The organism is Pelotomaculum sp. PtaB.Bin117, from assembly GCF_002067195.1.
GTDB classification, from domain to species: Bacteria; Bacillota; Desulfotomaculia; order Desulfotomaculales; family Pelotomaculaceae; genus Pelotomaculum_D; species Pelotomaculum_D terephthalicicum.
In genome coordinates, this window is the sequence record NZ_MVQM01000053.1 from 1 (window position 1) to 24,140 (window position 24,140).

Annotated in this window: 22 protein-coding genes; 1 reads left to right on the forward strand and 21 read right to left on the reverse strand. The window is 51.9% G+C overall.

The genetic code is table 11. The features are described from left to right. Window positions 1-107 precede the first annotated feature (107 nt). From A4E54_RS03230 to A4E54_RS03290, 13 genes are all read right to left on the reverse strand, one after another. Entirely contained in the window at window positions 108-467 is a 360-nt protein-coding gene (locus A4E54_RS03230; protein WP_240082410.1) for a hypothetical protein, read from the reverse strand. A gap of 30 nt (window positions 468-497) precedes the next feature. Beyond that, window positions 498-623, reverse strand: a complete 126-nt coding sequence (locus tag A4E54_RS03235; RefSeq protein WP_282442286.1) for a hypothetical protein — start codon at window positions 621-623, stop codon at window positions 498-500. 98 nt (window positions 624-721) lie between these two features. Then, the gene (gene lipM / locus A4E54_RS03240; RefSeq protein WP_286724338.1) at window positions 722-1,537 is read right to left on the reverse strand and encodes an octanoyltransferase LipM; all 816 of its coding nucleotides are present in this window, start codon (window positions 1,535-1,537) and stop codon (window positions 722-724) included. 11 nt (window positions 1,538-1,548) lie between these two features. Beyond that, complete coding sequence (gcvPB, locus tag A4E54_RS03245) at window positions 1,549-3,006, reverse strand: aminomethyl-transferring glycine dehydrogenase subunit GcvPB (RefSeq protein WP_286724341.1); 1,458 nt, start codon at window positions 3,004-3,006, stop codon at window positions 1,549-1,551. 200 nt (window positions 3,007-3,206) lie between these two features. Beyond that, the gene (gcvPA, locus tag A4E54_RS03250; protein ID WP_286724344.1) at window positions 3,207-4,547 is read right to left on the reverse strand and encodes an aminomethyl-transferring glycine dehydrogenase subunit GcvPA; all 1,341 of its coding nucleotides are present in this window, start codon (window positions 4,545-4,547) and stop codon (window positions 3,207-3,209) included. Between the two features lie 3 nt (window positions 4,548-4,550). Continuing rightward, the gene (gene gcvH / locus A4E54_RS03255; protein WP_240082412.1) at window positions 4,551-4,931 is read right to left on the reverse strand and encodes a glycine cleavage system protein GcvH; all 381 of its coding nucleotides are present in this window, start codon (window positions 4,929-4,931) and stop codon (window positions 4,551-4,553) included. Window positions 4,932-4,944: 13 nt separating this feature from the next. Beyond that, on the reverse strand, window positions 4,945-6,051 hold the full coding sequence (gene gcvT / locus A4E54_RS03260; RefSeq protein ID WP_240082413.1) for a glycine cleavage system aminomethyltransferase GcvT: 1,107 nt from the start codon (window positions 6,049-6,051) through the stop codon (window positions 4,945-4,947). A 159-nt stretch (window positions 6,052-6,210) separates the two neighbouring features. Continuing rightward, window positions 6,211-6,762: an O-acetyl-ADP-ribose deacetylase gene (locus A4E54_RS03265; protein WP_240082414.1), complete on the reverse strand. Its 552-nt coding sequence runs from the start codon at window positions 6,760-6,762 to the stop codon at window positions 6,211-6,213. A 146-nt stretch (window positions 6,763-6,908) separates the two neighbouring features. Further along, window positions 6,909-7,487, reverse strand: a complete 579-nt coding sequence (locus tag A4E54_RS03270) for a flavin reductase family protein (RefSeq protein WP_248285839.1) — start codon at window positions 7,485-7,487, stop codon at window positions 6,909-6,911. A 174-nt stretch (window positions 7,488-7,661) separates the two neighbouring features. Further along, the gene (locus tag A4E54_RS03275; RefSeq protein WP_286724349.1) at window positions 7,662-10,886 is read right to left on the reverse strand and encodes an AAA family ATPase; all 3,225 of its coding nucleotides are present in this window, start codon (window positions 10,884-10,886) and stop codon (window positions 7,662-7,664) included. Continuing rightward, window positions 10,886-12,181: a metallophosphoesterase family protein gene (locus A4E54_RS03280; protein WP_240082417.1), complete on the reverse strand. Its 1,296-nt coding sequence runs from the start codon at window positions 12,179-12,181 to the stop codon at window positions 10,886-10,888. Before A4E54_RS03280 ends, A4E54_RS03275 begins: the two co-directional genes overlap by 1 nt. A 23-nt stretch (window positions 12,182-12,204) precedes the next feature. After that, window positions 12,205-12,414 carry a hypothetical protein gene (locus tag A4E54_RS03285; protein ID WP_286724352.1) on the reverse strand — a complete coding sequence of 70 codons (210 nt, stop codon included), beginning with the start codon at window positions 12,412-12,414 and terminating at the stop codon, window positions 12,205-12,207. Window positions 12,415-12,516: 102 nt separating this feature from the next. Continuing rightward, entirely contained in the window at window positions 12,517-14,076 is a 1,560-nt protein-coding gene (locus tag A4E54_RS03290) for a methyl-accepting chemotaxis protein (protein WP_240082419.1), read from the reverse strand. A 383-nt stretch (window positions 14,077-14,459) separates the two neighbouring features. Here A4E54_RS03290 and spoVT point away from each other — a divergent pair, with 383 nt between their 5' ends. Next, window positions 14,460-14,996 (forward strand): stage V sporulation protein T, encoded by a 537-nt coding sequence (spoVT, locus tag A4E54_RS03295; RefSeq protein ID WP_240082420.1) that lies wholly within the window; start codon window positions 14,460-14,462, stop codon window positions 14,994-14,996. A 185-nt stretch (window positions 14,997-15,181) separates the two neighbouring features. On the opposite strand, the gene hydG is transcribed toward spoVT, so the two are convergent. From hydG to A4E54_RS03335, 8 genes are all read right to left on the reverse strand, one after another. Further along, window positions 15,182-16,585: a [FeFe] hydrogenase H-cluster radical SAM maturase HydG gene (hydG, locus tag A4E54_RS03300; RefSeq protein WP_240082421.1), complete on the reverse strand. Its 1,404-nt coding sequence runs from the start codon at window positions 16,583-16,585 to the stop codon at window positions 15,182-15,184. A 12-nt stretch (window positions 16,586-16,597) separates the two neighbouring features. Beyond that, the gene (gene hydE / locus A4E54_RS03305) at window positions 16,598-17,677 is read right to left on the reverse strand and encodes a [FeFe] hydrogenase H-cluster radical SAM maturase HydE (RefSeq protein WP_240082422.1); all 1,080 of its coding nucleotides are present in this window, start codon (window positions 17,675-17,677) and stop codon (window positions 16,598-16,600) included. Window positions 17,678-17,778: 101 nt separating this feature from the next. After that, on the reverse strand, window positions 17,779-19,011 hold the full coding sequence (gene hydF / locus A4E54_RS03310; protein ID WP_286724357.1) for a [FeFe] hydrogenase H-cluster maturation GTPase HydF: 1,233 nt from the start codon (window positions 19,009-19,011) through the stop codon (window positions 17,779-17,781). 5 nt (window positions 19,012-19,016) lie between these two features. Further along, on the reverse strand, window positions 19,017-20,435 hold the full coding sequence (locus tag A4E54_RS03315; protein WP_286724360.1) for an aspartate ammonia-lyase: 1,419 nt from the start codon (window positions 20,433-20,435) through the stop codon (window positions 19,017-19,019). A 12-nt stretch (window positions 20,436-20,447) separates the two neighbouring features. Continuing rightward, window positions 20,448-20,717 (reverse strand): TM1266 family iron-only hydrogenase system putative regulator, encoded by a 270-nt coding sequence (locus A4E54_RS03320; protein WP_376741779.1) that lies wholly within the window; start codon window positions 20,715-20,717, stop codon window positions 20,448-20,450. Further along, the gene (locus A4E54_RS03325) at window positions 20,717-21,031 is read right to left on the reverse strand and encodes a hypothetical protein (RefSeq protein ID WP_240082425.1); all 315 of its coding nucleotides are present in this window, start codon (window positions 21,029-21,031) and stop codon (window positions 20,717-20,719) included. The genes A4E54_RS03320 and A4E54_RS03325 overlap by 1 nt, the downstream gene beginning before the upstream one ends. A gap of 12 nt (window positions 21,032-21,043) precedes the next feature. Next, window positions 21,044-22,321 (reverse strand): MFS transporter, encoded by a 1,278-nt coding sequence (locus tag A4E54_RS03330; protein ID WP_286724363.1) that lies wholly within the window; start codon window positions 22,319-22,321, stop codon window positions 21,044-21,046. 82 nt (window positions 22,322-22,403) lie between these two features. Beyond that, window positions 22,404-23,984, reverse strand: a complete 1,581-nt coding sequence (locus A4E54_RS03335; protein WP_286724365.1) for a thiamine pyrophosphate-binding protein — start codon at window positions 23,982-23,984, stop codon at window positions 22,404-22,406. Window positions 23,985-24,140 lie beyond the last annotated feature (156 nt).

A 24,140-nucleotide genomic window follows, 5' to 3' on the forward strand; every position in this document is an offset into this window, starting at 1 on the left:
CGGTTTATGATGAAACCCTCCTTAATCAGGGAGACTACAAAGCCGCTTTCCTTATGCATCAAAGAATCGCGGCTTTGGGTACAACAATAGTTCATTATGACCGTTGACTAAATTCTTCCCAGCACTGCCCTGAGCACGTCATCAAAAGGCATTTTACCGATTTCATCCAACATCTTATCCAATTTAGTCTTGCGCCTCAGCGAGCCGTCCAGGAGGATTTCAATCGCTTGATTCCTATCCACCAAAACCGAACGAACTTCCCGCACCCCTCGCAGCAGGCCGGCGATTACTAAAACTTTTTGTGGCGTAATATTAGGTATATTTAAGATATTTGCATCCTTGCCATTATTATTTCCGCAGCTTTTAGTTTTATTTGACGATGCGTTTTGGATGGGGAAAACAGCATTCTGACCCAACTGAGCCCTGACCTGCTCCAACAACGCGTTTAACTCGCTGGATGAAAACATGGGAGAACCCCTTTAACACCCTTCAGGGAACTATGGAATAATAATCGGCGCTCCGGGTATTCTTGACGGTCCCGCGAGCCCGGTGGCGAAAAGGATGACTAAAGCCACTACGACAGTCAATAATAGATCATGCCGGATCTCTTCTAAAAATGGCAATGTGACCACACCTTTACTGGCATATACATATATATAATTATATTAAATCAACCGTTAGTAGGTGTTTTAATAGATGATTTGAATTAAAACAGTTCCGGCTAGTATTTATTATTCCACTCCTGCGATTTGTACTTTAATGTCACCAGTTCTAAAGCGAGTCTCGTCTCCTCAGCGGTTAGCCGCCCTGTCTCCAGCTCGACCCCCAGTGCGCTCTTAAAGCCCTCGCGCAAAGCGGCGCTGATTTCTGCCCAAGGGATATCTCTCTCCGTCACCGCCCGCATGCAGGTGGCTTTAGCCAGAAAAGCTTGTTTCATTCTGTCAGCCGCCTGCCGCCCGGAGAACTTTAAAACGAGAAAAAGCTTATCCGCATCCAGTTCCCATGGCAAGGAACCATGCTGGAGGATTACCCCCTGCCGTCTCACCTGGGCGCTGCCGGCAATTTTTTTGCCGTTTACCGTCAGTTCGTAACTGGAAAGGGTATTAAAGCAAGCCGCCGGGGACAATTCCCCGCTCCTGGAACGGTTGCGGGGAGCTATTGCCGCGCATATGCCCAGGCGCTTCAAACCGGCCAGCAATCCCCCGGAGATAACCTTGTAAGACTCCGTTACAGTAGCCGGCATTAACGGGTGGCTTTCGGAAACCACCACGCTGTACGTCAACTCCCGGTCATGCAGGACCGCTCTCCCGCCGGTCAGTCTTCGAACCACCTGAATGCCCAGTTCCCGGCACAAACCGGCATTCACTTCCTTCTCCAGACGCTGGAAATAGCCCAGGGAAATGGCGGGCGGCCGCCACCGGTAGAAACGAAGGGTCGGGGGCACCTTCCCCCGACCGTGGCAGGTCAAGATAGCTTCGTCAATGGCCATGTTGGTTGCGGCATCGTTAAACCCGGTTTCAATAAATCTCCATTTCATAACATCACCATTTATGGTTTCCATCTTAAAACAGGCTTGCGGGCTGCTTTCACCGCGTCCAGCCGCCCGACCACAGTAGTATGCGGGGCCAGCCTGACTTTTTCCGGCTCCTCATCAACTTCCCCGGCAATCTGGATCATGGCTTCAATAAACCTCTCCAGGGTTTCCAGATTTTCTGTTTCCGTCGGCTCAATCATTAACGCCTCTTTAACGATTAAAGGGAAGTAGACAGTGGGCGGGTGGTAACCGTAATCCAGCAGTCTTTTGGCAATGTCCTCGGTATTCACTCCCTTTTCCTTTTGCCGGCCGCCCGATAACACAAACTCATGCTTGCAAACCTGATCATAGGGGAGATCATAATAATCCTTGAGCCTCTTCATCAAAAAGTTGGCGTTCAGCACGGCATCCTCCGCCGCCTGCCGCAAGCCTTCCGGCCCCATGGTCAGGATATAGGCATAGGCTTTAACCACCACTCCAAAATTCCCGTAAAAAGACCTGACCTTCCCGATCGACAGAGGGCGGTTGTATTCCAGATAATAACTGCCGTCCCCCTTTATTTCCACTAAAGGTTTGGGCAGAAATGGCGCCAGATGCTCCTTTACCCCCACCGGACCGGAGCCGGGGCCGCCCCCGCCGTGGGGCGCGGCAAAGCTCTTATGCAGGTTGAGGTGAACAACGTCAAAGCCCATGTCGCCCGGGGTCGAGATGCCCAGTATGGCGTTGGCGTTGGCTCCGTCGTTATATAGCAGACCGCCCGCGCTGTGGACGATTTCAGCTATTTCAGCGATGTCGGATTCAAAAAGGCCAAGGGTATTGGGGTTGGTCAGCATGATCCCGGCGACCTGGCCATCAACCGCTTTTTTCAGTTCATCCAAATCCAGGCGGCCATTCTTGCCGGATTTAATTTCAACGAGCTTCAGACCGGCCATCTGAGCCGAGGCGGGATTGGTGCCGTGGGAGGAATCAGGAACGATGATCTTTTTCCGGTGACCCTCGCCGCGGTTTTCGTGGTAAGCTTTCATCATCATCAGGCCGGTCAGCTCACCATGGGCGCCGGCCGCGGGCTGCAGGGACACCCGGGCCATCCCGGTGAGTTCGGAGAGGCAACGGTCCATATGGTAAAGCAATTCCAGGCAGCCCTGAACAGTATCCTCGCTCTGATAAGGGTGAACCCGCGTGAAACCGTTCAGCCGCGCCATATCCTCATTGACCTTCGGATTATATTTCATCGTACAGGAACCAAGCGGGTAAAAACCAGTGTCAACCCCGAAGTTGCGCCGGGACAGCCGGGTAAAATGACGCGCCGCCTCCCCTTCGCTGACCTCCGGCAGGCCGGGTGACTCCCGGCGCAGGTACTCCGCGGGAATCAAGCTTTCTATGGCCTCTTCGGGAACATCTATGGCAGGCAGGGAGATACCGGTCCGGCCCGGAACGCTCTGTTCAAAGATTAGTTCCATCACAATCCTCACTCCATTAATAATAAGTTTCTCTGACAGCTTTACTATTAAATTTTAGTATACATCGTTACTTTATCCAAGTATTCAGAATTCAGGAACCAGAATTCAGAATATTTCGGGGCAATAAACCATTCTTTTATCCTGACTCCTGAGCACAGTGTAGCGCCACCTGCAAGGTAAATCCAAGCACTGTACCTCCATGTTTTATTTCATTAAGTTGCCACACTATATTTAACCAGCCGGTCTATCTCGTCCCTGGTCCTGTTTTCAGTCACGGCAATCAATAGCGCGTTTTTTAACTCAGGATAATCCCTGGCTAAAGGATAACCCCCGATGATCTTGTTTTCCATCAGGCGGGCATTCACGACAGCAGCGTCCTCTTGACCGGTTACGGCGAACTCTTTAAAAAACGGGGCGGTGAAGGTTGAAGCAAACTTGCCGGTCTCCAGCAAACTGCGGTAAGTATAATGCGCTTTTTGCAAACATAGCTCGGCGACTTGCCGGAGTCCTTTTTTACCCAGTACGGTCAGATATACAGCGGCGGCCAGAGCGCACAGGGCTTGGTTGGAACAAATATTGGAGGTGGCCTTTTCCCGCCTGATGTGCTGCTCCCTGGCCTGCAAAGTCAGGATAAATCCCCGGTTGCCCTCGCTGTCGGCAGTTTGGCCGACGATTCGGCCGGGCAGCCGGCGCATCAGCTTTTCGGTAGTGGCCATAAAGCCGAAATACGGCCCCCCGAAGCTCAAAGGATTGCCCAGCGGCTGGCCTTCCCCCACCACGATGTCCGCCCCGCTCTCACCGGGCGGCTTCAGCAAGCCAAGCGCGATCGGGTCGGCGCTGACAATTAACAGAGCCTTATGCCGGTGTGCCAGTTCGGCGAACTTGGCCAGTTCTTCCAGGGCCCCGAAAAAGTTCGGGTTTTGCACTACAATTGCGCTTGTTTGGTTATTAATCAGTTCTTCAGCCTCCCCTGCACCGGTAAGGCCGTTTTGATAACCCAACTCTTTAACGTTGACGCTGCTAAAGTGGGAATAGGTTTTGACCACTTGCCGGGCTTCAGGATGAACCGCCCGGGAAAGCAATACTTCCCCGCGCCGGGTGGCCTGGCAGGCCATGGCCACCGCCTCGGCCAGGGCGCTGGCGCCGTCATACACGGAAGCGTTGGATACCTCCATCCCGGTCAGTTCGCAAATCATGGTCTGGTACTCAAAAAAAGCCTGCAAGGTTCCCTGGCTCACTTCAGGCTGATACGGGGTGTAAGCGGTATAAAATTCCTGGCGCAGAAGGATGTGGTTGATTATGCTGGGAACATAATGGTCGTACGCTCCCGCCCCGAGAAAACAGGGATTATCATCAAGGTTTTTATTCTTGCCCGCCAGGGCTTTCATATGACGCGCCATTTCCATTTCCGAAAGAGGGCCGGGCAAGTTTAAGCGGCCTTTGCAGCGCATCACCGACGGTATGTCGACAAACAATTCCTCTATCGCTTCAACGCCAACAGCTTGCAGCATTCGCCGGCGGTCTTCGCTGGTAATGGGAAGATACGGGTACACCGATCATTCCTCCTCGCAAAACTTGTTATAATCCTCCGCGGAAAGCAGGGTGGCCAGCTCACCGGGATCAGACATCAGCACTACCACGAACCAACTCCCGTAAGGGTCGCTGTTAACCAGTTCCGGCGACGCGAAAAGGCGCTCGTTAACTTTTATTATTTTGCCGCTTACCGGGGCATAGACATCAGAAGCGGCCTTGACTGACTCAACCACCGCGAATGCCTCGCCCGCGCCGACTTCGTCCCCGACCTCGGGCAATTCAACAAAAACGATATCCCCCAGAGCTTGCTGAGCGTGGTCGGTAATGCCGATTGACGCCTCGTCTCCTTCCGCCCTGACCCATTCATGCTCACTGGAGTATTTCAGATCAGCCGGGATGTTCATGCTTTTATCCCCCTTATTTTTTCTTGTAATGTTTTTTATAAAATGGGATCGGGACGATTACCGCCCTTAGCTTTTTGCCCCTGATCACCACGTCGATTTTATCGCCTTGTCCGGCGCGGTCCGCTTCAAGAAGAGCTAATCCAACATTTTTTTTCAAGGTCGGCGAGTAACCGCCAGAGGTCACAAAACCAACCTCCCTGCCTGCGGATTCCACCGGATAGTTTGCCCTGGGCACGCCCCGCTCTTCCATTTCAAAACCGGCCAGCTTCCTGGCCGCCCCCTTGGACGAGCAGGCGGCGAGAGCGGCACGCCCGATGAAATCTGGTTTATCAAATCTGACAAACCTGCCCAACCCTGCTTCAATAGGCGTAATGTCCGCAGACAACTCATGCCCGTAGAGAGGCAGGCAGGCTTCCAGGCGCAGGGAATCCCTGGCGCCCAAACCGGCCGGAACAACACCGCAGGGCTTGCCCGCTTCCAGTATGGCGTCCCATAAAGCCGGCGCGCTGTCGGGACCCGTGTATATTTCAAAACCGTCTTCACCGGTATAGCCGGTTCGGGAAACCATACACTTTGCTCCGGCGATTTCCACATCACACAACATGCGGAAAAATCTTAAGTTATTAAGATCAGTCTCAGTCAAAGCCTGCAAAATCTTTTCAGACCTGGGACCCTGCAGGGCTATTTGAGCAAAGTCCTCTGAAACATTCGATATTTTTACTCCTTCAATATTATTTTGCACCAGCCAGTTATAATCCTTGTCAGTATTAGCGGCGTTAAGCACAAGAAAGAAATCCCCGGGACCAAACCGGTACACCAGAATGTCATCCACCACACCGCCGTCCGGATAGCACATCAAGCTATAAATGGCCTGGCCGTCCACCAGTACCCCGATGTCTCCGGTAGCTATTCTTTGGAGAAAATCAAAAGCTCCTTTTCCCCTGACCGTAACTTTGCCCATGTGGGACACATCAAAAAGGCCGGCGCGGGAACGCACCGCTTCGTGCTCCGCCAAAATGCTGTTATACTGCACCGGCAACGCCCACCCGGCGAACTCGACCATCTTACCGCCGCTGCGGCGGTGAACATCAAACAAAGGTGTTTTATGTAAAATATCCATTTTTCCCCCTTAATTCTCCGGCTTACCTAATTACAATGGATGAACAAATATCTTTTTTTAATGCAAACCTTTAAGGGAAAATATTCCTTACAGTATGATACGGTATACAATATTAACAGTTATTATAAAAAAGGGCCACTTTAATTGTTCAGACTCCAGTCAGATAGTTTTTTCTATTTTTTCCCAAGACAACTCAAACTCCTTCAATAACTGTTCAGTATAAAGTATAAAACGTATCTCATCATAATAATCTTCCTCATTTATAAAATCACGCATTGTGCGCAGGGCAATTCCCGCCGCCCGGCGAATTGGAAAGCGATATGCCCCCGTGCTGATCGAGGGGAAGGAAACAGAGCGGATTCCGTGTTCTTTAGCCAGGGTCAAGCTGTTCAGATAGGCGTCCCGGAGAAGCCCATCTTCGTTACTATTTCCACCGAACCAGACCGGGCCGACGGTATGGATCACGTAACGGGCCTTGAGATTCCCGCCGCCAGTGAGCACTGCCCGGCCTGTGGGGCAGCCTCCCTGCAAGGCGCGTATTTTTTTACATTCCTCAAGAATTGCCGGACCCCCGGCACGGTGGATGGCGCCATCCACTCCCCCGCCACCCAGCAGGCCGGAATTTGCCGCGTTTACTATTGCCTCGGTATCCTGGACGGTAATATCCCCTTTAATGATTTTCAAAAGAGTTTTGCCGATATGGGTTTCCACCTGTTACCTCCTGTTAATATTCAGGTATTCAGAATTAAGCAGTCAGCATTAAACCGTTACCATTTTCAACCGTCTGAAAGGTAAAGCGAAGCTTCCTGGAAGTCTGGCTCCCGGCTCCCTATATCATTGCTATGCCTAATAGGAGCTCACGTTTTATTAGAATACCCGAAGGAGCCGAGCTTACCGGACATCAACCGGTATTCATTCAGACAATAACTATACGGGCCGATTTTATCCAGATCCGGACGTCCTTTTTCATCCAACACGTCCTCATTGTAGTGCACAGCCAGCACATCAGCGATAAACACGTCGTGACTGCCCAGAGCTACCACCTGTCTGACTTTGCATTCCAGGTTAACCGGGCATTCCGCGATCAGAGGCGCTTTTACGTGGGCGGCAGGTACCGGCGTTAAACCTGTTTCCTTGAATTTATCCACCTTGCTGCCGGATACCTTCCCGCAATAATCCACCAGCTTGGCCTGAGCGGCGGCGGGAAGGTTGATCACGTATTCGCCGGACTCTTTAATCAGCCCGTAAGAATGCCTGCCTTGGGGACGGACGCTTACGTACACCGCCGGCGGTTCAGAATTCATCACACCTGTCCAGGCGATAGTGATGATATTCGGCTTGCCGTTTTCCCCAACAGATGTTACAAGCACGACCGGAATTGGCAAAAGAACCGTCGCAGGCCCTTTTGTTATCTTTCTAATGGTAATGGCAACCATCCTCTTTCATTTATATAATTAATACTGATAAAAATAGTAATATACTAATAATATCTCAATTATATACCTTTAACAACCAATTTGACACTGTGCAAAACAAACTTCCCGAGTGTCAGACTAATTTCCAGCCCGCTTTTGATATTTCGCTTTCAGACCTCGGCGTATAAACGCAGCTCATGTTCTCGAACACAAGTGTGGTAAAATACCACTTTTCACGCCGTCACGCAGCCGGATTAGACCAAAACCGTCCAGACCTTCGTTAAACGTTTCAAGGATATGCTCGTGGCAGGTAAATAATAAGACTTGCCGCTCACGGCTAAATTCCCCCAGCACCTTCACCGCGCCCCTGAGCCTTTCCCGGTCAAAGTCCACCAGGATATCATCCAGGATAACCGGCAAGCCCACACTGCCGTATTGGCGGGCCAGAGCGAGACGTATAGAGAGATAAAGCTGCGACGCCGCACCCCGGCTGAGTCCGGCCACCGCCACCCTGCCGCCGTCCGGCGTTTCCACCTCCAGGATGTCAGCCCGGCCGACAGGAGCGATTACCATGGCATACGCCCCGCCGGTCATCGGCCCGATATACCCGGAAGCCCTCTGTAAAACTGCCGGCTGCCGCTCACGCTCATGGCGTTCTTTAGCCATTTTCAACAAGTGCAGGCAGAGGGCGCGCGCCTGCCACTCCCGGGCTTTGCCCTGCAAGGCCGCAATTAACATTTCTTTTTCCTGCAGCCGGACGGCAAGCTCTTCTCCGTTCTCCAGCAAATTGATCTGATTGTCCAACCTGCCGATTTGCTCTCCGGTTTCTCTTACTCTATCTTCCAATTCCCCAATCAAAAACGCTATCTGCTCAAGTTCCCGCTCATTATCCGTTCCTTCAGTTTGCTCTAATTCTCGTTCAAGCTGAGCCCTTTCTCCATACAAACCGGCTATAATCTTTAAATCCCGCTCAAAAGTTTGAATTTCTCCCGCCAGTCGTTTACCTTCACTATAGTAATACGCCCTGCGGCGGAAATCTTCCGGCTCAACGGCGCCGCCCGCAGCCAGCAAAGCTTCAATCTCTTCATACAAAATGTTCAAAGCGTTCTCCTGACGCATTTTCTGTTCGCGCCGTTTAACCAGCTCCGCCTGCAGCCGCCCCCTTTCATCAGCCTGTTTGACGGTCTCCGACAACAATTCCTCCAGCCTGATCGTCCAGCCACAGGCTGTTTCCATCGTAACTGCATCGTATCCGGTATTGGCAAGCAAGTTGTTCAGCCTTGCTAAAAATGCTTCGCTCTGCTGCCGTGTTTCTCTTTCCCTGGCGAGAGATTTTTGCCAGGCATTGTGACTTTTTACGGCTTCTTCACAAGCGTCAAAATACGCCAAAGCGCCGGAGGGAGTAAGGCTTCGCGGCAAGCCGCGCTCTTTCAGCCAGTCAAGCCACTCTGCGCCAAGACTGGCCAGAGCCCTGTCCGCTTGTTCAAGTTCCTTGTTAACGCCGGACAGCCTCTGCAATTCTGCGTCTAAAGTGTTCTTTGCCTGTGCCGCAACGCGCCTGAGGTCCTCCGCCCGCGCCAGGGCTAATTTTTCTTCCTCCAGCGCCCGCCGGGCGGCGATGATTTCTTCTTCCACTGCCACCGGCCTGCCCACCGCGGTTACGGCCGCTGCTTTCAACTCCTCAGCCAGTTCGCTTTCCCTGCGTGCAAGCTGTTCTATTTCCTCAGCCGCACCGGCAACGCACTGCTTGATATTCAAAAGGATTTCCTCCAGCCTGGCGCGGCGCGCTTCCATTATTGCCGCCGCGCGGCGCCCGGCCAGCATTACCGTCGCCCAAAGCGCGACACCCGCGGCCAGGGTCAGGAAACCTGAAATCATCCCGCCGTAAAAGGCGGCGGCAATAAACACCGCGAGAACCGCCGGCAAGACAAAATGCAGCCAGGGAGGCAAAAGCCGGGGCGATAGAATAGCAAGCTCACTTTCCGTATTCCTTTTCTGCTGCTCCAGTTCCACGAGACGGAAGCGCGACGACTCAAGGCCGGCTCTGATTTGTAAGAGCCGCCGCATTCCGTTTTCAAGAACATCCAGCGCCTGCTCACGGTCGGCCGGCGGCCGGTCCACGGGCGGAAGCGGGATTTTATGCGCGGCCAGTTCAGCCGCAGCGTTTCTGAATATCCATTCTTTCTCCCCGGCGCTGATTTTTAAGCGGACGACCTCCCTCCCGGCGGTTTCCCGCCGGTTTTCCCCTGCGCTAAACTTTAGTTTATAACCTTCAACTGTTTCCCTGGCGGGCAGGGAAGTATCTATCGATGCCAGCTTCGTCTGATCATATCCGTTGCCCAGCTTGCTTATTTGCTTATTGTATTCTTCCCCGGCGTGTTTAACCTCGGCAGCCTGTTCCGGCAGCAGCCGCAGCCTTTCCAGCTGAAGACCGCGCTCATTTCCCAGCGCCTTAATTTCCGCGGAACGTTCAAGCAATTGCTCATTAACAACCGTATTGTCCACACGCCTTTGCAAATCGTCTGCCAGCTGGTGTGTGTCAGCCCGGGCAAGAACAAGGTCCCGTGCTTTGTCCTCGAGAGCCTGCAGCCTTTCCACACCGGACTCCGGGAAGGAGGGCACGTGCAGCAGTTCGCCAAGCTGCTGCCGGGCTTCTTTCAAGCGCAACCAGCTTTCCCTCGCCCTGACTGCCGCTTCCAAACGCCGCTTGCGCAGTTCCGCGTCCCTTTTTGCCGACTCTAATTTTTCCCTGTCCGCCCTTAGAGACATTGCCTCCCGCCTCAGCCGCCCGTACTGTTCCGGTTCCTTCTGCAGCAGGCGGACAGCCGCTTCGGCATTTTCTAATTCCTTGATCAATTTATTGATGGCTGGCTTTGTCCCGGCAGGCTTGAACAAGTCGTTCAATTCCTCCCGCAAGCGGCTTGTCCCGGCCGTGAGCCGGCCCGCCCGCAATCCGGTGCCGGCGCCGTACACATGAGCGCTCACCTCTCCGGCCCCCAGCTCTTCCAAACGGCGCATCTCTTCCACATCAAAGCCAAACACGTTGCGAAACACCAGCGGGGTAATACCCCGGAGGACCCTGTCCGCCAGGAACGCCTCATCCCCCGCCGCACCGCCCGGCAGTGTCACGGCAACCTTCACCCGTCTGCCGCGCATCCTCCGCTCGACCCTGTAATACTCCCCGTTTTCGTCCGCGAAAACTAGAAAACCGCCCAGGCTGCCGCCCCGCAACGGCTCCCAAACGCGCCCGCCCTTAACCTTGAATCCAAAAAGCATCGCCCGGATAAATTCCATCAAGGTCGACTTGCCGGCTTCATTCATCCCGTATATTATCGTGATGTTCTTATCCAATTCTTCCCGCCGCAAGTGCAAATCCCGCAGGATGCCAAACCCGTCCACCATCACTTCAGCCAGGCGCACTATTCTTCACCGTCCCAAAGCAAATCCACCGCCAAATCTCCGGCTGATTCAAGCAATTCCCCCAATTCATCGTCATCCGGCTCAGTCAGGTATCGTCCGGCCCGGGGATGTTCAATTAAAGCAGACAAAGTCTTGCGCAACTCCGTTTTCAAATCCCGGTCAACCCGCGCTTCCTTAATCAGGCTCAGGAAATCGCCCAGTAACGTATCAGTGCCGGACAGTTCATTTTTGTCCACTTCCGCGCTGGTGGCGACCCGCACCGAATCAAGCCACAAAAAGTCTTCTTCTTCCGCGGGCAACCGGTTTCTCAACTCCTGAACCAAGTTTTCAGCATATGAAACCCGGACCAGATTTCTGTGCAAAAATCCCCGCCCGTTTAACAATACGCGCGCTACGATTGGTTTTCCGCCCGCAGCGGTTCTGAAACGGAGCAGCCTGTCCTCTATAGTTTCCAACAAAGTAAGGTCATCGGCAATTCCTTCGATAGACACCGCTACTGACTCCCATCTGACCGGTGCCGTAGGAAAAAATTCAACCGATATATTATTATTTTCCGTCACATGAACCAGCAAGCAGCCCTTTTCCCCGGTTTCCCGCGGGTGCCTGCCCTGCGGACAGCCGGGGTAAGCCACGCAAGGACCGGCCGGGTTGAGCACCGCCCGGTTGTGGACGTGGCCCAGCGCCCAGTAGTCGAAACCTTTTTGCATAAGGTCGTCCAACCCGCATGGCGCGTAATTTTCGTGCCCTTTAATACCGCCGACATTGCAGTGCAGGAGAGCGACGGCAAAGGGTACCCCGGCGCCGCGCGCAAAGCGGCCGGCATAATTCTCAACCACGGCCCGCCCGGGATAACTGATGCCGGATACGCCGGCAATCTCCCGCCCGCCCCGGAGTACCGGTCTTGATTCCACCTCCCTGTCGGAAAAAACATGAACAGTCTCAGGCAGCTTAATTTCCGCCCGCCACCCGGCACAATGGTCATGGTTGCCGTGGACGACAAAGGCCGGTATGCCGGCGTCAGCCAGCCGGACCAGACCGTCCCTGAACCTGAGTTGAGCACGCAGGCTTTTATCGGCAACGTCGTAAATATCTCCCGCCAAAAGCAAAAAATCAATCTTTTTATTAATACACAAATCCACAATGTTATTAAAAGCTTCAAAGGAACTGTTTCGCAACCGGCGCAAAACATTTTCCGGTATCTCTCCGCCGCCGGCCACAGTGCGTTCCAGGCCTTTAAACTGGCTGTCCAGATGCAGGTCGGCGGCATGAACAAAAGTTAAGCTACCACTCCCCAAAGCATAGCCCCCCATTCGCCTGCTCACCTGAGACTAAGATAAGTCAGCGCCGCAACAATCATTATCAGCACTCCAATCCCTATAAAAAAATTTCTTTTATCCCTTTTAGCCTGCATTCGCTGCTTCATCAGCATTTCCTTCTCCGGAGACACGTATTTATTAACTGTTTTTAACCTGCGGCGTTTTCCCGGAGTAAACTCATATACTTTACACCGGCCTTGTTTTTGTATCAATTCCACCACCCCTGAATGACCTGGATTGCCAAAGCCGGACTTACTTTATTTTATCAAGTCCGGCTTTCAATTAAAACCAATAAACTTGCTCCTGACCCTTGTTTAAACCTTAAACTGCCTGGTAACCTCTTCCAATTTATGCACCAGCCCAGCCAGATCCTGAGCGGTATTCGACACTTCGTCCATTGCCGTCGTTTGCCTTTCGGTCGTGCCCACAACTTGACCGATCCCCGTGGACATCTGCACGGCAGCTTCCGAAATCTCCTGAAAACGGGCATGCAATTCGTAGACGATATCATAAATGCGGGTGAACTCTGTGCCGGCTTCCTGTACGGTCAATGCTCCTTCACGCACCTTATGCTCGCTGTCAGCCATCATCTGAACGGCGTTTTCCGCTTTATTCCGGATCATACGGGTGATTTCGTTAATTTCGTGGGCGGCTTCCGAAGACTGTTCGGCCAGCTTTCTCACCTCTTCGGCCACAACCGAAAAACCCTGGCCGTGCTCCCCCGCGCGCGCCGCCTCGATGGCCGCGTTTAAAGCCAGAAGGTTTGTCTGGCCGGAAATTTGGGTGATTAGCTCGGCAATCTGGGTGATTTTTTCAGTGTTCTTGGCTAAATCCTTGATTGTATCGGCGGTAAGCGCCGTGAATTCGCTAATCGTACTCATCTGGGAAATAGCAAAATCTATTTTATCTTTGCCGCTTTTCGCGTAATTGTTCGCTTTTTCGGACGCTTCAGTTACCGAACGGGTGTTGTCCGACACCTGTTCCACCGTTGTTACCATTTGGCTGATTGAAGCCGCCGTTTCGCTGGCGCCGGCGGATGTCTCCTCCGCTTGGGCAACCAACTGCTCCGTTGAATTGGCTATTACTCCGCTGCCCGTGACAGTGTGCCTGATTAGTTCTTTTAGACTGTTGACCATATAGCCAAACGATTGCGCCATCTTGCCAAGTTCATCATTAGATTTGTAATCGATCTCTTTGGTAAGGTCACCTTCAGAGATTTTTTCGGTAAACTCAATAAACCGGGCAAGAGGCTTGGCAAAAATGTGTTGCAGCGTGAAATAACAAATCGCCATACTGAATAATAGTCCGGCTATCCCCGCAAAAAGAATGCTGAAGGCAAACTTTTCGACCGTTTGGTCGTAAAGACTGTTTGGCACACCAACGTAAAAAATGCCGATTATTTTTCCCTGCTCGTCTTTGAGCGGCTCATAGGCGGTTTGGTTCCATGTTCCTACCACCTGTGCTTTGCCTATATAAGTATTACCATCCTTCAGCACTGCCTGGGCTACTTCTTCGGCAACGCGGGTGCCGATCGCCCGCTCTCCCTCAGGCGTTTTTACATTTGTGGCCACTCTTTGATCACCCTGAAAGATGGTCACGGTATCACTGGTATAGCTGCCGATCAGATCAACAATTTCGTAATTCTCATTCATTTTCGTCTCGCCTTTATAGATCTGCCCATCCCTGATCGACCAAGGTCCGGGATACCGCTGATCGAGTAAGGCGCTGCCCATATTCAGATCAGACTTTAATTTTAACTGGGCGGACTCAATCAGGCGTTTGTTCATTGATTCAACAGAATACACGCCAATAATTGTTACCAGCAGCACCAATACGAATGAAACCAATAGAACCAGTTTAAGACGAATGGTCATACTTACTCAATTCCTCCCCTTTTTTATATCTTTATCTTTATAAATCACCCCGTTGGAACTATTAGACACCTCCTCGCGAGAAACACCACCATTAGGATTGAATTCCTTGTCTATTTAGCCTCTTAGCCATTAATTCGACATAATGTTATAAACTTCTACAATATAAAAAAATATCCTCTCGCATGAGGAAAAAATTTCTTACAAAGCATTTCCTGCCATAATTTGCATACTATATGCACCCATGGTTATTTAAACTATTTATCTTACTAAACTCATCATTCCAGCCGCACGGATTGATATTTTGAATAAAGATTTTTTTTCCTACCTTGATTAATTAATCTTCCTCCTGCGTATAATAAATCTAAAAAAGGGGGTGAAAGAAGATGAAGGCAACTGGAATCGTACGCCGAATCGATGATCTGGGCAGGGTAGTAATTCCAAAGGAAATCAGGCGGACGATGCGGATTAGAGAAGGAGATCCCCTCGAGATTTTCACCGACAGGGAAGGTGAGGTAATCTTAAAGAAGTACTCGCCCATTGGTGAATTAGGTGAGTTTGCCACAGAATATGCTGATTCCCTTAATGAAACTCTGGGCCATATCTCTTGCATCGCAGACAAAGACTCGATCATCGCAGTAGCGGGCGCCCCGAAAAAGCAGCTTATGAACAAACAGATTGGCAATGCAGTGGAAAACGTAATGGCAGAAAGAAAAATGGCTGTATTCAATGAACCTTGTTACTTAACTTCCGATGAAGATATCAATTACAATTCGGCGATTATTGCGCCCATAATAGCATCAGGTGACGCAGTCGGCGCAGTTATTCTCGCTACCAAGGAGCCGAACATACAAATGGGCAATCTGGAAACTAAACTTGCTGAAACCGCCGCCGGCTTCCTGGCTAAACAAATGGAATCATAAGACCAGGTAAAAATTAAGCGGCTACCTCAGGCCTAGCCTAACGGCAAAGCCTGTTTTTTTTGACTGCTGTTCAGTAGTCAGTAGTCAGCAGTCAGTAGCCAGAATATTTGGGGACGATAAACAGTTTTGGCCGACATCTTCAAAGGGAATATCATTTCATACTGACTACTGACTACTTTTTTTTCTTAAAAGTACAGGTCCCTGGCCCCGTCACTGATTTGCTCCAATCTGCGTCCCACCTCCCGCGCTACCGCTTGCCTGCCGACAAGCCCAAGCTGTCTGGCTATGGTATCCTCGCCAACCTGTCTGGTTTCAGGCGAAGCGTAGTCCAGCAAGAATTCTTTAAAGGTCAAAATGGCGTTGGGCTGACAGACGTTTTGAATTTCTCCGCTTTTCGCCAGGGGCATAAAGCGGTCACCGGTCCGCCCGCTCCGGTAGCAAGCCGTACAGAAGCTTGGAATATAACCGGAACGGCAAACACTACGGACAACTTCATCCAGGCTGCGCAAGTCTTCCAGCTTGAATTGGGGAGCTTCGTCCCCTTCACCACCTACTTTATCCTTGTAATACCCGCCGACCCCGGTGCTGGAACCGGCGCTGAGCTGGGATATGCCCACTGAGAGAAGCTCATCCCGAAATTCCGGGCGTTCCCTGGTGGAAATGAGCATTCCCGTATACGGCACCGCCAGCCGGATGATGGCGACCACTTTTTTAAAGTCGGCGTCCGACACCAGGTATGGGAATGCGTTCAGGTCCACACCCGCCGCCGGCCTCAGGCGGGGCACTGAAATTGTATGCGGGCCGACGCCGAAGACCTCCTCCAGGTGCAAAGCATGCAGCAGGATAGCCATTACTTCATACTTGCAATCGTACAGGCCGAATAATACTCCCAACCCGACATCATCGATGCCGCCTTCCATGGCCCGGTCCATCGCGCAGGTGTGCCAGTCGTAATCGGACTTGGGGCCGGAAGGGTGCGCCACGGTGTAGGTGGGCCTGTGGTAAGTTTCCTGAAAAAGTATATAAGTGCCGATTTTAGCTTTTTTGAGAAGTTTATAGTTTTCAACGGTGGTGGCGGCAATATTCACATTAACCCGCCTGATGCTGCCTCTTTTTTCTTTAACTGAATAAATAGTTTCGATAGATTCCAGCACATAATCTATCGGGCAATTCACCGGGTCCTCACCGCATTCCACCGCCAGGCGCTTATGGCCCATGTCCTCCAACACCCGAACTTCTTGAATAATTTCCTGCCGGGAAAGCTTGTGGCGCCGGAATTTGTTGTCCCGGTGATAACCGCAGTAAACACAGTTGTTGACACAGTAATTGCTGATATAAAGAGGCGCGAAAAAGACCAGGCGCCGCCCGTAAATCTTTTCTTTTATTTTGCTCGCGGTATGATATATCTGCGCCAGTAAGCCAGGGTCCTCCACCTGCAGCAACACGGCCACTTCCTCAGGCGACAGACCTTTAGCGGCTTCCGCCTTTTTGATAATCCGCTCCGCCGCCTCCCGGGAAACGGTTTTAGCTTCACTCAACAATCCGACAATAAGCGCGTCATCAATAAAATCAGCATTTGCAATCGCCAAATTAATCACTCCTTAATTTTTTGCAGGCAATTTAAAGTTACCCGCTAGGTACGCGTTGTCCGAGTGGCCATAACCCCTGCCGACGCGGCGGCCGGCTTTTTCCACTATTTTCACCGCCTTGGCGTAGCTTTCCTCCGGGGTGTCGGACAACCCGGGCTTGCCCGGGTATATCTGGTAGTCTGCCTTGTAGGCGGCCGGCGTCATATTCGGCATAATCACGTTCGCCCCGCACCGCAGCGCCTTATCCCTGCCGCTCGGGTCAATTGTACCGGCGGCCGTGGTGGCGGGCATGTGTACACGGGGCAGCGCGAGCCGGGCGGCGGCCAGTGTTTTTAAGGTCAGCGCCAGTTTCCCGCCAGGGCATTCTCCCAGGGGAGTTTGACTGTTTGGGACAAACGGCCCGATACCGGCCATTTCCACCCCGGTTTCGCGCATCAAAAGGATGTCTCCGGCTAAAGTTTCCACAGTCTGCCCGGGCAGTCCGACCATGTTCCCGGAGCCGACCTGAAATCCCAGCTCGCCAAGCCACTTTAGCCTCTCCACCCGCTCCGCCAGGCTGGTGCCCGGCCGCAGGCCGGCAAACAGTTCCGCGTCGCAAGTTTCGTGCTTGAGCAGGTAGCGGTCGGCGCCCGCCTCGCGCATTTTTTCGTAGTCTTCCCGCGGCCGGTCGCCGATGGAGAGCGTAACCGCCACGTCCATCTCCTTTTTCAATAAATACACCGTTTCAGCAAGGATATCCGCCGTATAATAGCTGTCTTCGCCGGACTGGAGCACAATGGTCCGGCAGCCCAACCCGGCGGCCTGGCGGGCGTTATCCAGAATCTCATTCATGGTCATCCTGTACCTGGCCAGTTGCCGGTTGTTCCGCCGCAAGCCGCAATAAAGACAATTATTCGCACAGTAGTTGGAGAATTCAATAATACCCCGGATGTGCACCTCATCACCCATGAACTGTTTGCGAACCTGATCGGCAAGGCTAAAAAGAGCGGCGCTTTCTTCCTCATCAGCATCAATCAAAACAACCAGCTCTTCCTTTGACAGCTCCTTTAAATCACCGGCTTTTTTCAGCGCTTCACAAAATTCCGTTCTCATCCGCTCCACTCCAGTGACACATTGATAACCCCCGCACGGTAGAACAAATTCGCACGCGGCGACCTGCGGAAAGTCAGCACGGGCTCATGTACGGCCCCCTGCTACCCTTCCAACAGCCGGCCGGCGGCAGGGAAAGGAGTAAGCGCCCGTTTTAAAATGCCGTGCAGGTAGGCGATTAAAACACCGTAATTTACCATGGGCACCCCGGCCCCGGCAGCTTCCGCCATTCTATGCAGCATCTGCCTGCGGTTTATCATACACGCGCCGCAGTGGACAATTAGTTGATACTGGTTTAAATCCTCCGGCATTTCGATCCCGCTGGCCCAGTCAAAATGAAGTTCGCCGCCCACCCGCTGGCGCAGCCAGCGGGGAATCTTCACCGTGCCGATATCGTCGGCCACACGGTGGTGCGTGCAGGCTTCCGCGATCAGGACCCGGTCTCCCGGCTTCAACCGTTCCACCGCCCGCACTCCCGCCACCAGGGCTTCCAGGTTGCCTTTATGGCGGGCAAAAAGAATGGAAAAAGAGGTCAGCATGATGTCCCCGGGGGTGTCGGCGTCCACCTTCAAAAAGGCCTGCGAATCGGTGACCACCAGCTTGGGCTTACGGTTCAGGTCCTGGAGCGCCTGCTTTAATTCCCGCTCTTTCACTACAACGGCGCAGGCATCGTTGTCGAGGATGTCCCGGATGGTCTGCACCTGGGGGAGAATCAGCCTGCCCTTGGGAGCCGCCAGGTCAATCGGCACCACTAAAACCACGGTGTCGCCAGGGTTGATCAAATCGCCGATAATCGTCGGGGAAGCCCATTCCTTGGGCGCCGACTTGATTATTTCTTTTTTCAAATCTTCAATGCCCTGCCGGGTCACCGAACTAACCGTCACCATCCGGATACCCAGCTTTTCGCTTAATTCCTCCGGCGTTAGCTCAGGATTAAGGTCGACCTTGTTCAATACCCCGATTACAGGCACGCCCTGTTCCCTGGCTTTGCCGACAAGACTTGACTCATAACCGCCCGCGTCCTGTTCCGGATCAACAACCAGCAGCATTAAATCCGCTTTATCAAGCACATCTATCGTCTTTTTTACCCTTAACTCACCAAGTTCCCCCAAATCGTCTATGCCGGCCGTGTCAATAAGCACCACCGGCCCGACAGGCAAAATTTCCATTGACTTATAGACCGGATCGGTAGTGGTGCCGGGCACATCTGACACAATGGCGATCGTCTGGTTGGTCAGGGCGTTGATCAGACTTGATTTACCTGCGTTGCGCCTGCCGAAAATGGCGATGTGCAGCCTCTCGCCGCGCGGCGTCTCATTCAGTCCTCCCGCAGTCATGCAGTTCAACCCTCCTTTTTCAAACGCCTGGATCCGGCCACACCCGGCCTGGTCAATTCACCAGGGGCAAGGATTTCTTCCAGGTCTTTTTCGGTTAACAGGCAGGAATCAAGGACTACTTCTCTCAGCCGTTTCTTCTTTAGCGTGGCTTCCCGCACCATAAGCGCGGCCGAATCATATCCCAGGTGCGGCGTCAGGGCGGTGATAAAGGCGTGGCTTTCCTCCAGCCAGCGCCGGCACCTGGCCTCGTCAGCCTTAATTCCCTTGATGCACTTCGCATTAAAAATGTTCACCGCATTGTTCAATATTTCCAGGGACTGCAACAGGTTATGCGCGATGAGAGGCAGAAAAGCGTTTAATTCCAGTTGGCCGGCGGACGCGGCATAAGCAATCACCTGGTCGTTTCCCATTACCTGGCAGGAGATCTGGGTCACCATTTCCGTCATTACCGGATTGACCTTGCCCGGCATAATGGAGGAACCCGCCTGCATTTCCGGCAGGTTGATCTCGGCCAGACCGCCCAGCGGGCCGGAAGAAAGCAGTCTGAGGTCCCCGGCGATTTTAGCCAGATTGACCGCGCACGCTTTCAGGAGGCCGGAGACCTCAACAAAAACATCGGCGTTCTGGGTCAGGTCAACGGTATTCTCCGACCTGGCCAGCCCGTATCCCGTGAGCATCCTCAATTCCTCAACGACCTTAAATATATAGTTCAAATCAGCGTTCAGGCCGGTACCCACCGCCGTTCCCCCCAGGTTGACCTGGCGCAGCCGCTCCTCCACTTTATACAGCCGCCAGCGATCCCTGGCGACTGCCTCGGCGTAAGCGCCGAATTCCTGGCCCAGCGTCACAGGCACCGCGTCCTGCATTTCCGTGCGTCCCAGCTTGAGGATGCCGGCAAACTCCGCCTCCTTCTCCTGGAGGGCTGTTTGCAGGCCGGCGAGAGAATCGCTCAACTCCAGCACCATGCCGATTGCCGCTACCCGCAGGGCGGTGGGAAAAACATCGTTGGTGGACTGAGAAAGGTTCACGTGCTTCAGCGGGTGCACCAGATGGTAATCTCCCTTGCTGCCTCCGATTATTTCTATGGCCCGGTTGGCGATTACCTCGTTTACATTCATGTTGACAGAAGTGCCGGCGCCGCCCTGAAACGGGTCTACGATAAACTGGTCAATCAGACCGCCGGCGGCCACTTCGGCCGCGGCGGCTGCCACGGCCTCTCCAATTTCCCGGTCCAAAAGCCCGGCGCCGATATTGGCCTGGGCCGCAGCCTGCTTAACCTGAGCCATTGCCCGGATCAAAACCGGGTGCGCTTTCATGCCGGAAACCGGAAAGTTGCCCGCCGACCTTACGGCATGGATACCGTAGTAAGCGTCCCGCGGCACTTTCATTTCCCCCAGCAGGTCTTTTTCGATACGGTATGGCATGGCAACCTCCATTTATTTTTCCGCTGGTTTTTTCTTGACCAATGCCGATTTCACCTGAACCCCCATAATACCGCCCAGTTTTCCGGTCATGGCGCCAATTTCGTCAGTCGTGCCGTCAATAATCAGGGAAATCACGGAAAGATTCCGCTCCCGGTAAGGCACTCCCATTCGCCCGACAATTATTTCGGCGTGCTCGCTTAAAATGCTGTTGATCTTCCGGGCGGCATTCTCGCGGTCCTCCACCACTATTCCGATAACCCCGATGCGCTCTTCCAAAACCATCACCATCCTCCTGTGTTCTCTAAGAACAGATTCGCCTTTGACTGCCTTAAGACATATAAACGCCGGCTCATGTGCTGCCCTGCAATCCCCTCAAAAATATAAAGTCCTTTTCCCGCGACCATGCGAAAAAAGGGCTGCTTACTTAAAGCAAATGTACTTTCTCCTTGAGAGCAGGAACTTCCCTTTTTCGCAGAGCTGAATTTGTAACCCTTAGGTACGGAAAACCCCGTACCCTCAGGCAAATCTATTTTCCAATTTATTTTATCACTACCGGGTCTGAGAATCAATGCTTTTTGTTCGTCTGCAGCCAGCAATAAGCAGGCTGCTCAAACTTTTCCCTTATTGACGGTTCCGGTTAACCCCTTGTAAAGCGGCAGCTTGCCGGCAAAGGCAATTGACCCGATGATACAGAATATTCCGCTTGCCAGCACTGTCTCAGGAGTTCCGATAATATGGGCCAGACTACCGGCCAGCAAGCTGCCGACGGGGGCCATGCCCATGAAAGCCATTGTATAAAAACTCATTACCCGGCCGCGTTTTTCGTCGTCCACAATAATTTGCAGCATAGTGTTGCAGGAAGCCATTTGCGTGATCATGCCGAAACCGGTAATCAGCATTAAAAGCATGGACGGCCAAAAAGATTTGGAAAGGGAAAAAAGGACTAAGCCGACTCCAAAAACACCAACAGCGATCGTCATATTCCTGCCCAAACCATGCAACTCTTTTCGCGAAGCCAGGTAAACGGCCCCGATCAAAGCACCTGTTCCGGACGCCCCCATCAAAAAACCGAGGGTGTGCGCACCTCCGTTCAGTATTTCTTTTGCAAAAACGGGCATTAACACAGTGTATGGCATACCAACCAAACTGACCAGGCCAATGATAAAAATAATGTACCTGATCGGTTTATAGCCAAAGGCATAAGCGAATCCCTCCTTCAGTTCATTCAATAAAAGCTCTCTGCCGCCGACTTTTTCTTTTTGTTCGATGCTCATCGCTAATAAAGCGATTATCACGGCTATGTAGCTGAGCCCGTTTAGCAAAAAACAAATTCCCTCCCCCACAGTGGCTATCAATATTCCCGCTATGGACGGGCCAACCAGCCGGGCGCCGTTGAACATTGAGGAATTCAGGGCGATAGCGTTTCCCAGATCCTCTTTCTTGTCGACGATATCCACGACAAATGACTGTCTGGTCGGCATGTCAAAAGAATTGATCAGGCCAAGAAAAAAGCTTAAAGGAATAATGTGCCATACGGTCACATTACCTGTCAGGACCAGAATAGCTAAAATAAAAGCCTGGGTCATGGAAAGTGTTTGTGTCACCAACAGAATCCGCCGGCGGTTCAGCCGGTCCGCCAGCACGCCGGCGAACGGCGTCAGAAAGAAGGTCGGGATTTGTCCGGCAAACCCTACAATGCCGAGTAAAAATGCGGAATTGGTCAGGTCGTATACCAGCCAGCTCATGGCGATATTCTGAATCCAGGTGCCCACCAGCGAGATTCCCTGCCCGCCGAAGAAAAGGCGGTAATTTCGATAGCGGAAGGAACGAAACGTGAATTTGAGGCCGCTGGTATTGTTATCAGGCTTGCGCTTAATAGAACTCATCTAATTATTTTATCCCCCGTTTGCTTATATAAAACTTTAATCTTTATAACGGATTAATTAGTTATAAATTTGTGTAAAGATTTTAATTTTCCGCGCAAATTACTTCCACCAGGGCTGGTTTTCCCAAATTTAATGCGGTTCTCATTGTGTTTTGGATATCCGCCGGGTCTTCAATACGATAGCCGGAAGCACCGCATGACTTTGCGTATTGAACAAAATCAGGCACTGTTAATTCGTGTCCAAAAGGAATTAACCCTTCGGCGAGCATTTTATTCTTCTCTATGCTGTAAACATGATTTTTAACAATTATAACGCAAATATCCAAACTGTAGCGCACACAAGTTAGAAGCTCACTCATGGAAGTAATAAAACCGCCGTCCCCGGCTATTGCTATCACCGGCTCTTCCGGGCGGGCGAATTTTGCCCCGATGGCGGCGGGCAGGCCGCAGCCGATACTGCGCCACCGGCCGGAAAGCAAAATCTCTTGTTGTCCCCCCTGAAAGCCCAAATTGAACCAATGAGTAAATTCACCTATGTCAAGGGCAATAATTGCCTCGCCAGGTATTATATCATTAAGAACCGTCATCAGTTTTAAGGGGCTGATTGGCCTGGTGTTGTTCACTGATTCTGCTGCCAACTCCTGCCTTCTGCTTTGTACCAACCCCTTAATTTCCTCCAGCCAATCCCGGTTAAAGCTATGCCCCTCCAGTCTTTGAAGCAAATTCTCCAAAAGCAAACCGGTATCCCCGCTAATACTCTCAACGGTATTTTGATAAATATTTTCGAAACGATCATTTATTTGGATAACTTTTGTGTCTTGAGGAATGAATTCCCGCTCATAAGAAGCGGCTCCAATAATGATGATACAGTCTGCCTCGTGAAGAACCGGGGGAAGGTAGGCTTTTCCTATTCCTCCTAAATTCAGCTCATGCCTGCCGGCAATTTTGCCGTTGGCCTCCCTGGCGACTATTAATCCCGCGCCTAGCTGATCAACCAGTTTCACTACGTAATCTTTAACTGTTTTTGCCGTTCGTCCCGCGATAATAAGCGGCCTTTGAGCCCCCTGGACAACCTTTAAGAGGTTATCCAGGCTGCCTGAAACAAACGGTGTTGTATTTATTTCCACGAAACTAACGGGCACAGTTTCAATAGATGCAGCTTCGGCAAACACATCTTTGGGAACTGATATATGCGCGGCTGAATTATTTAATTTAGCGGTTCGCGTGGCTGCGACAAGCATACTTAACACTGACCCCGGTTTAACGGCGATGTTGGTTTGTGCTGCAAAGATATTAAACAAAGCCTGCTGATCAAAATATTGTTTTGCCCCGGCGCCGATTTTTTTTAATTCCACTTGACCGGTAATGGCTAAAACAGGACTTCCATCCATGAAGGCATCCGCCAGGCCGTTTAAAAGGCTCACTGCACCCGGCCCCGCGCCGGCGGCGCATACGGCCAGCCTGCCGGTTAATCTGGCTTCATAAGCAGCCATGAAGGCGGCATGAACCTCCCGGGTAACGGCGATAAATTTAATTCTATCCTGGCGGGTCACTGCGTCCAGCAAGGGAAATATCGCATCTCCAAGCACGCCATAGATTCTTTCCACACCCCATTCAGCCAGTTGGGCTAAGATCAAATCAGCAACATTGCCATTAATATGCATCCTGACAGCCCTTTCGTTTTCATTATATATATTTTTTCTCAGTATTAATGAAAAATTCAGGATATAGAAAAGAAACCGGGGAAAAATAAAAAAAAGTCAGGAGGGGAAAAAATGGAGCAGCTAACCCAGATGGAATTGCTACAGCTTGAGGAATTA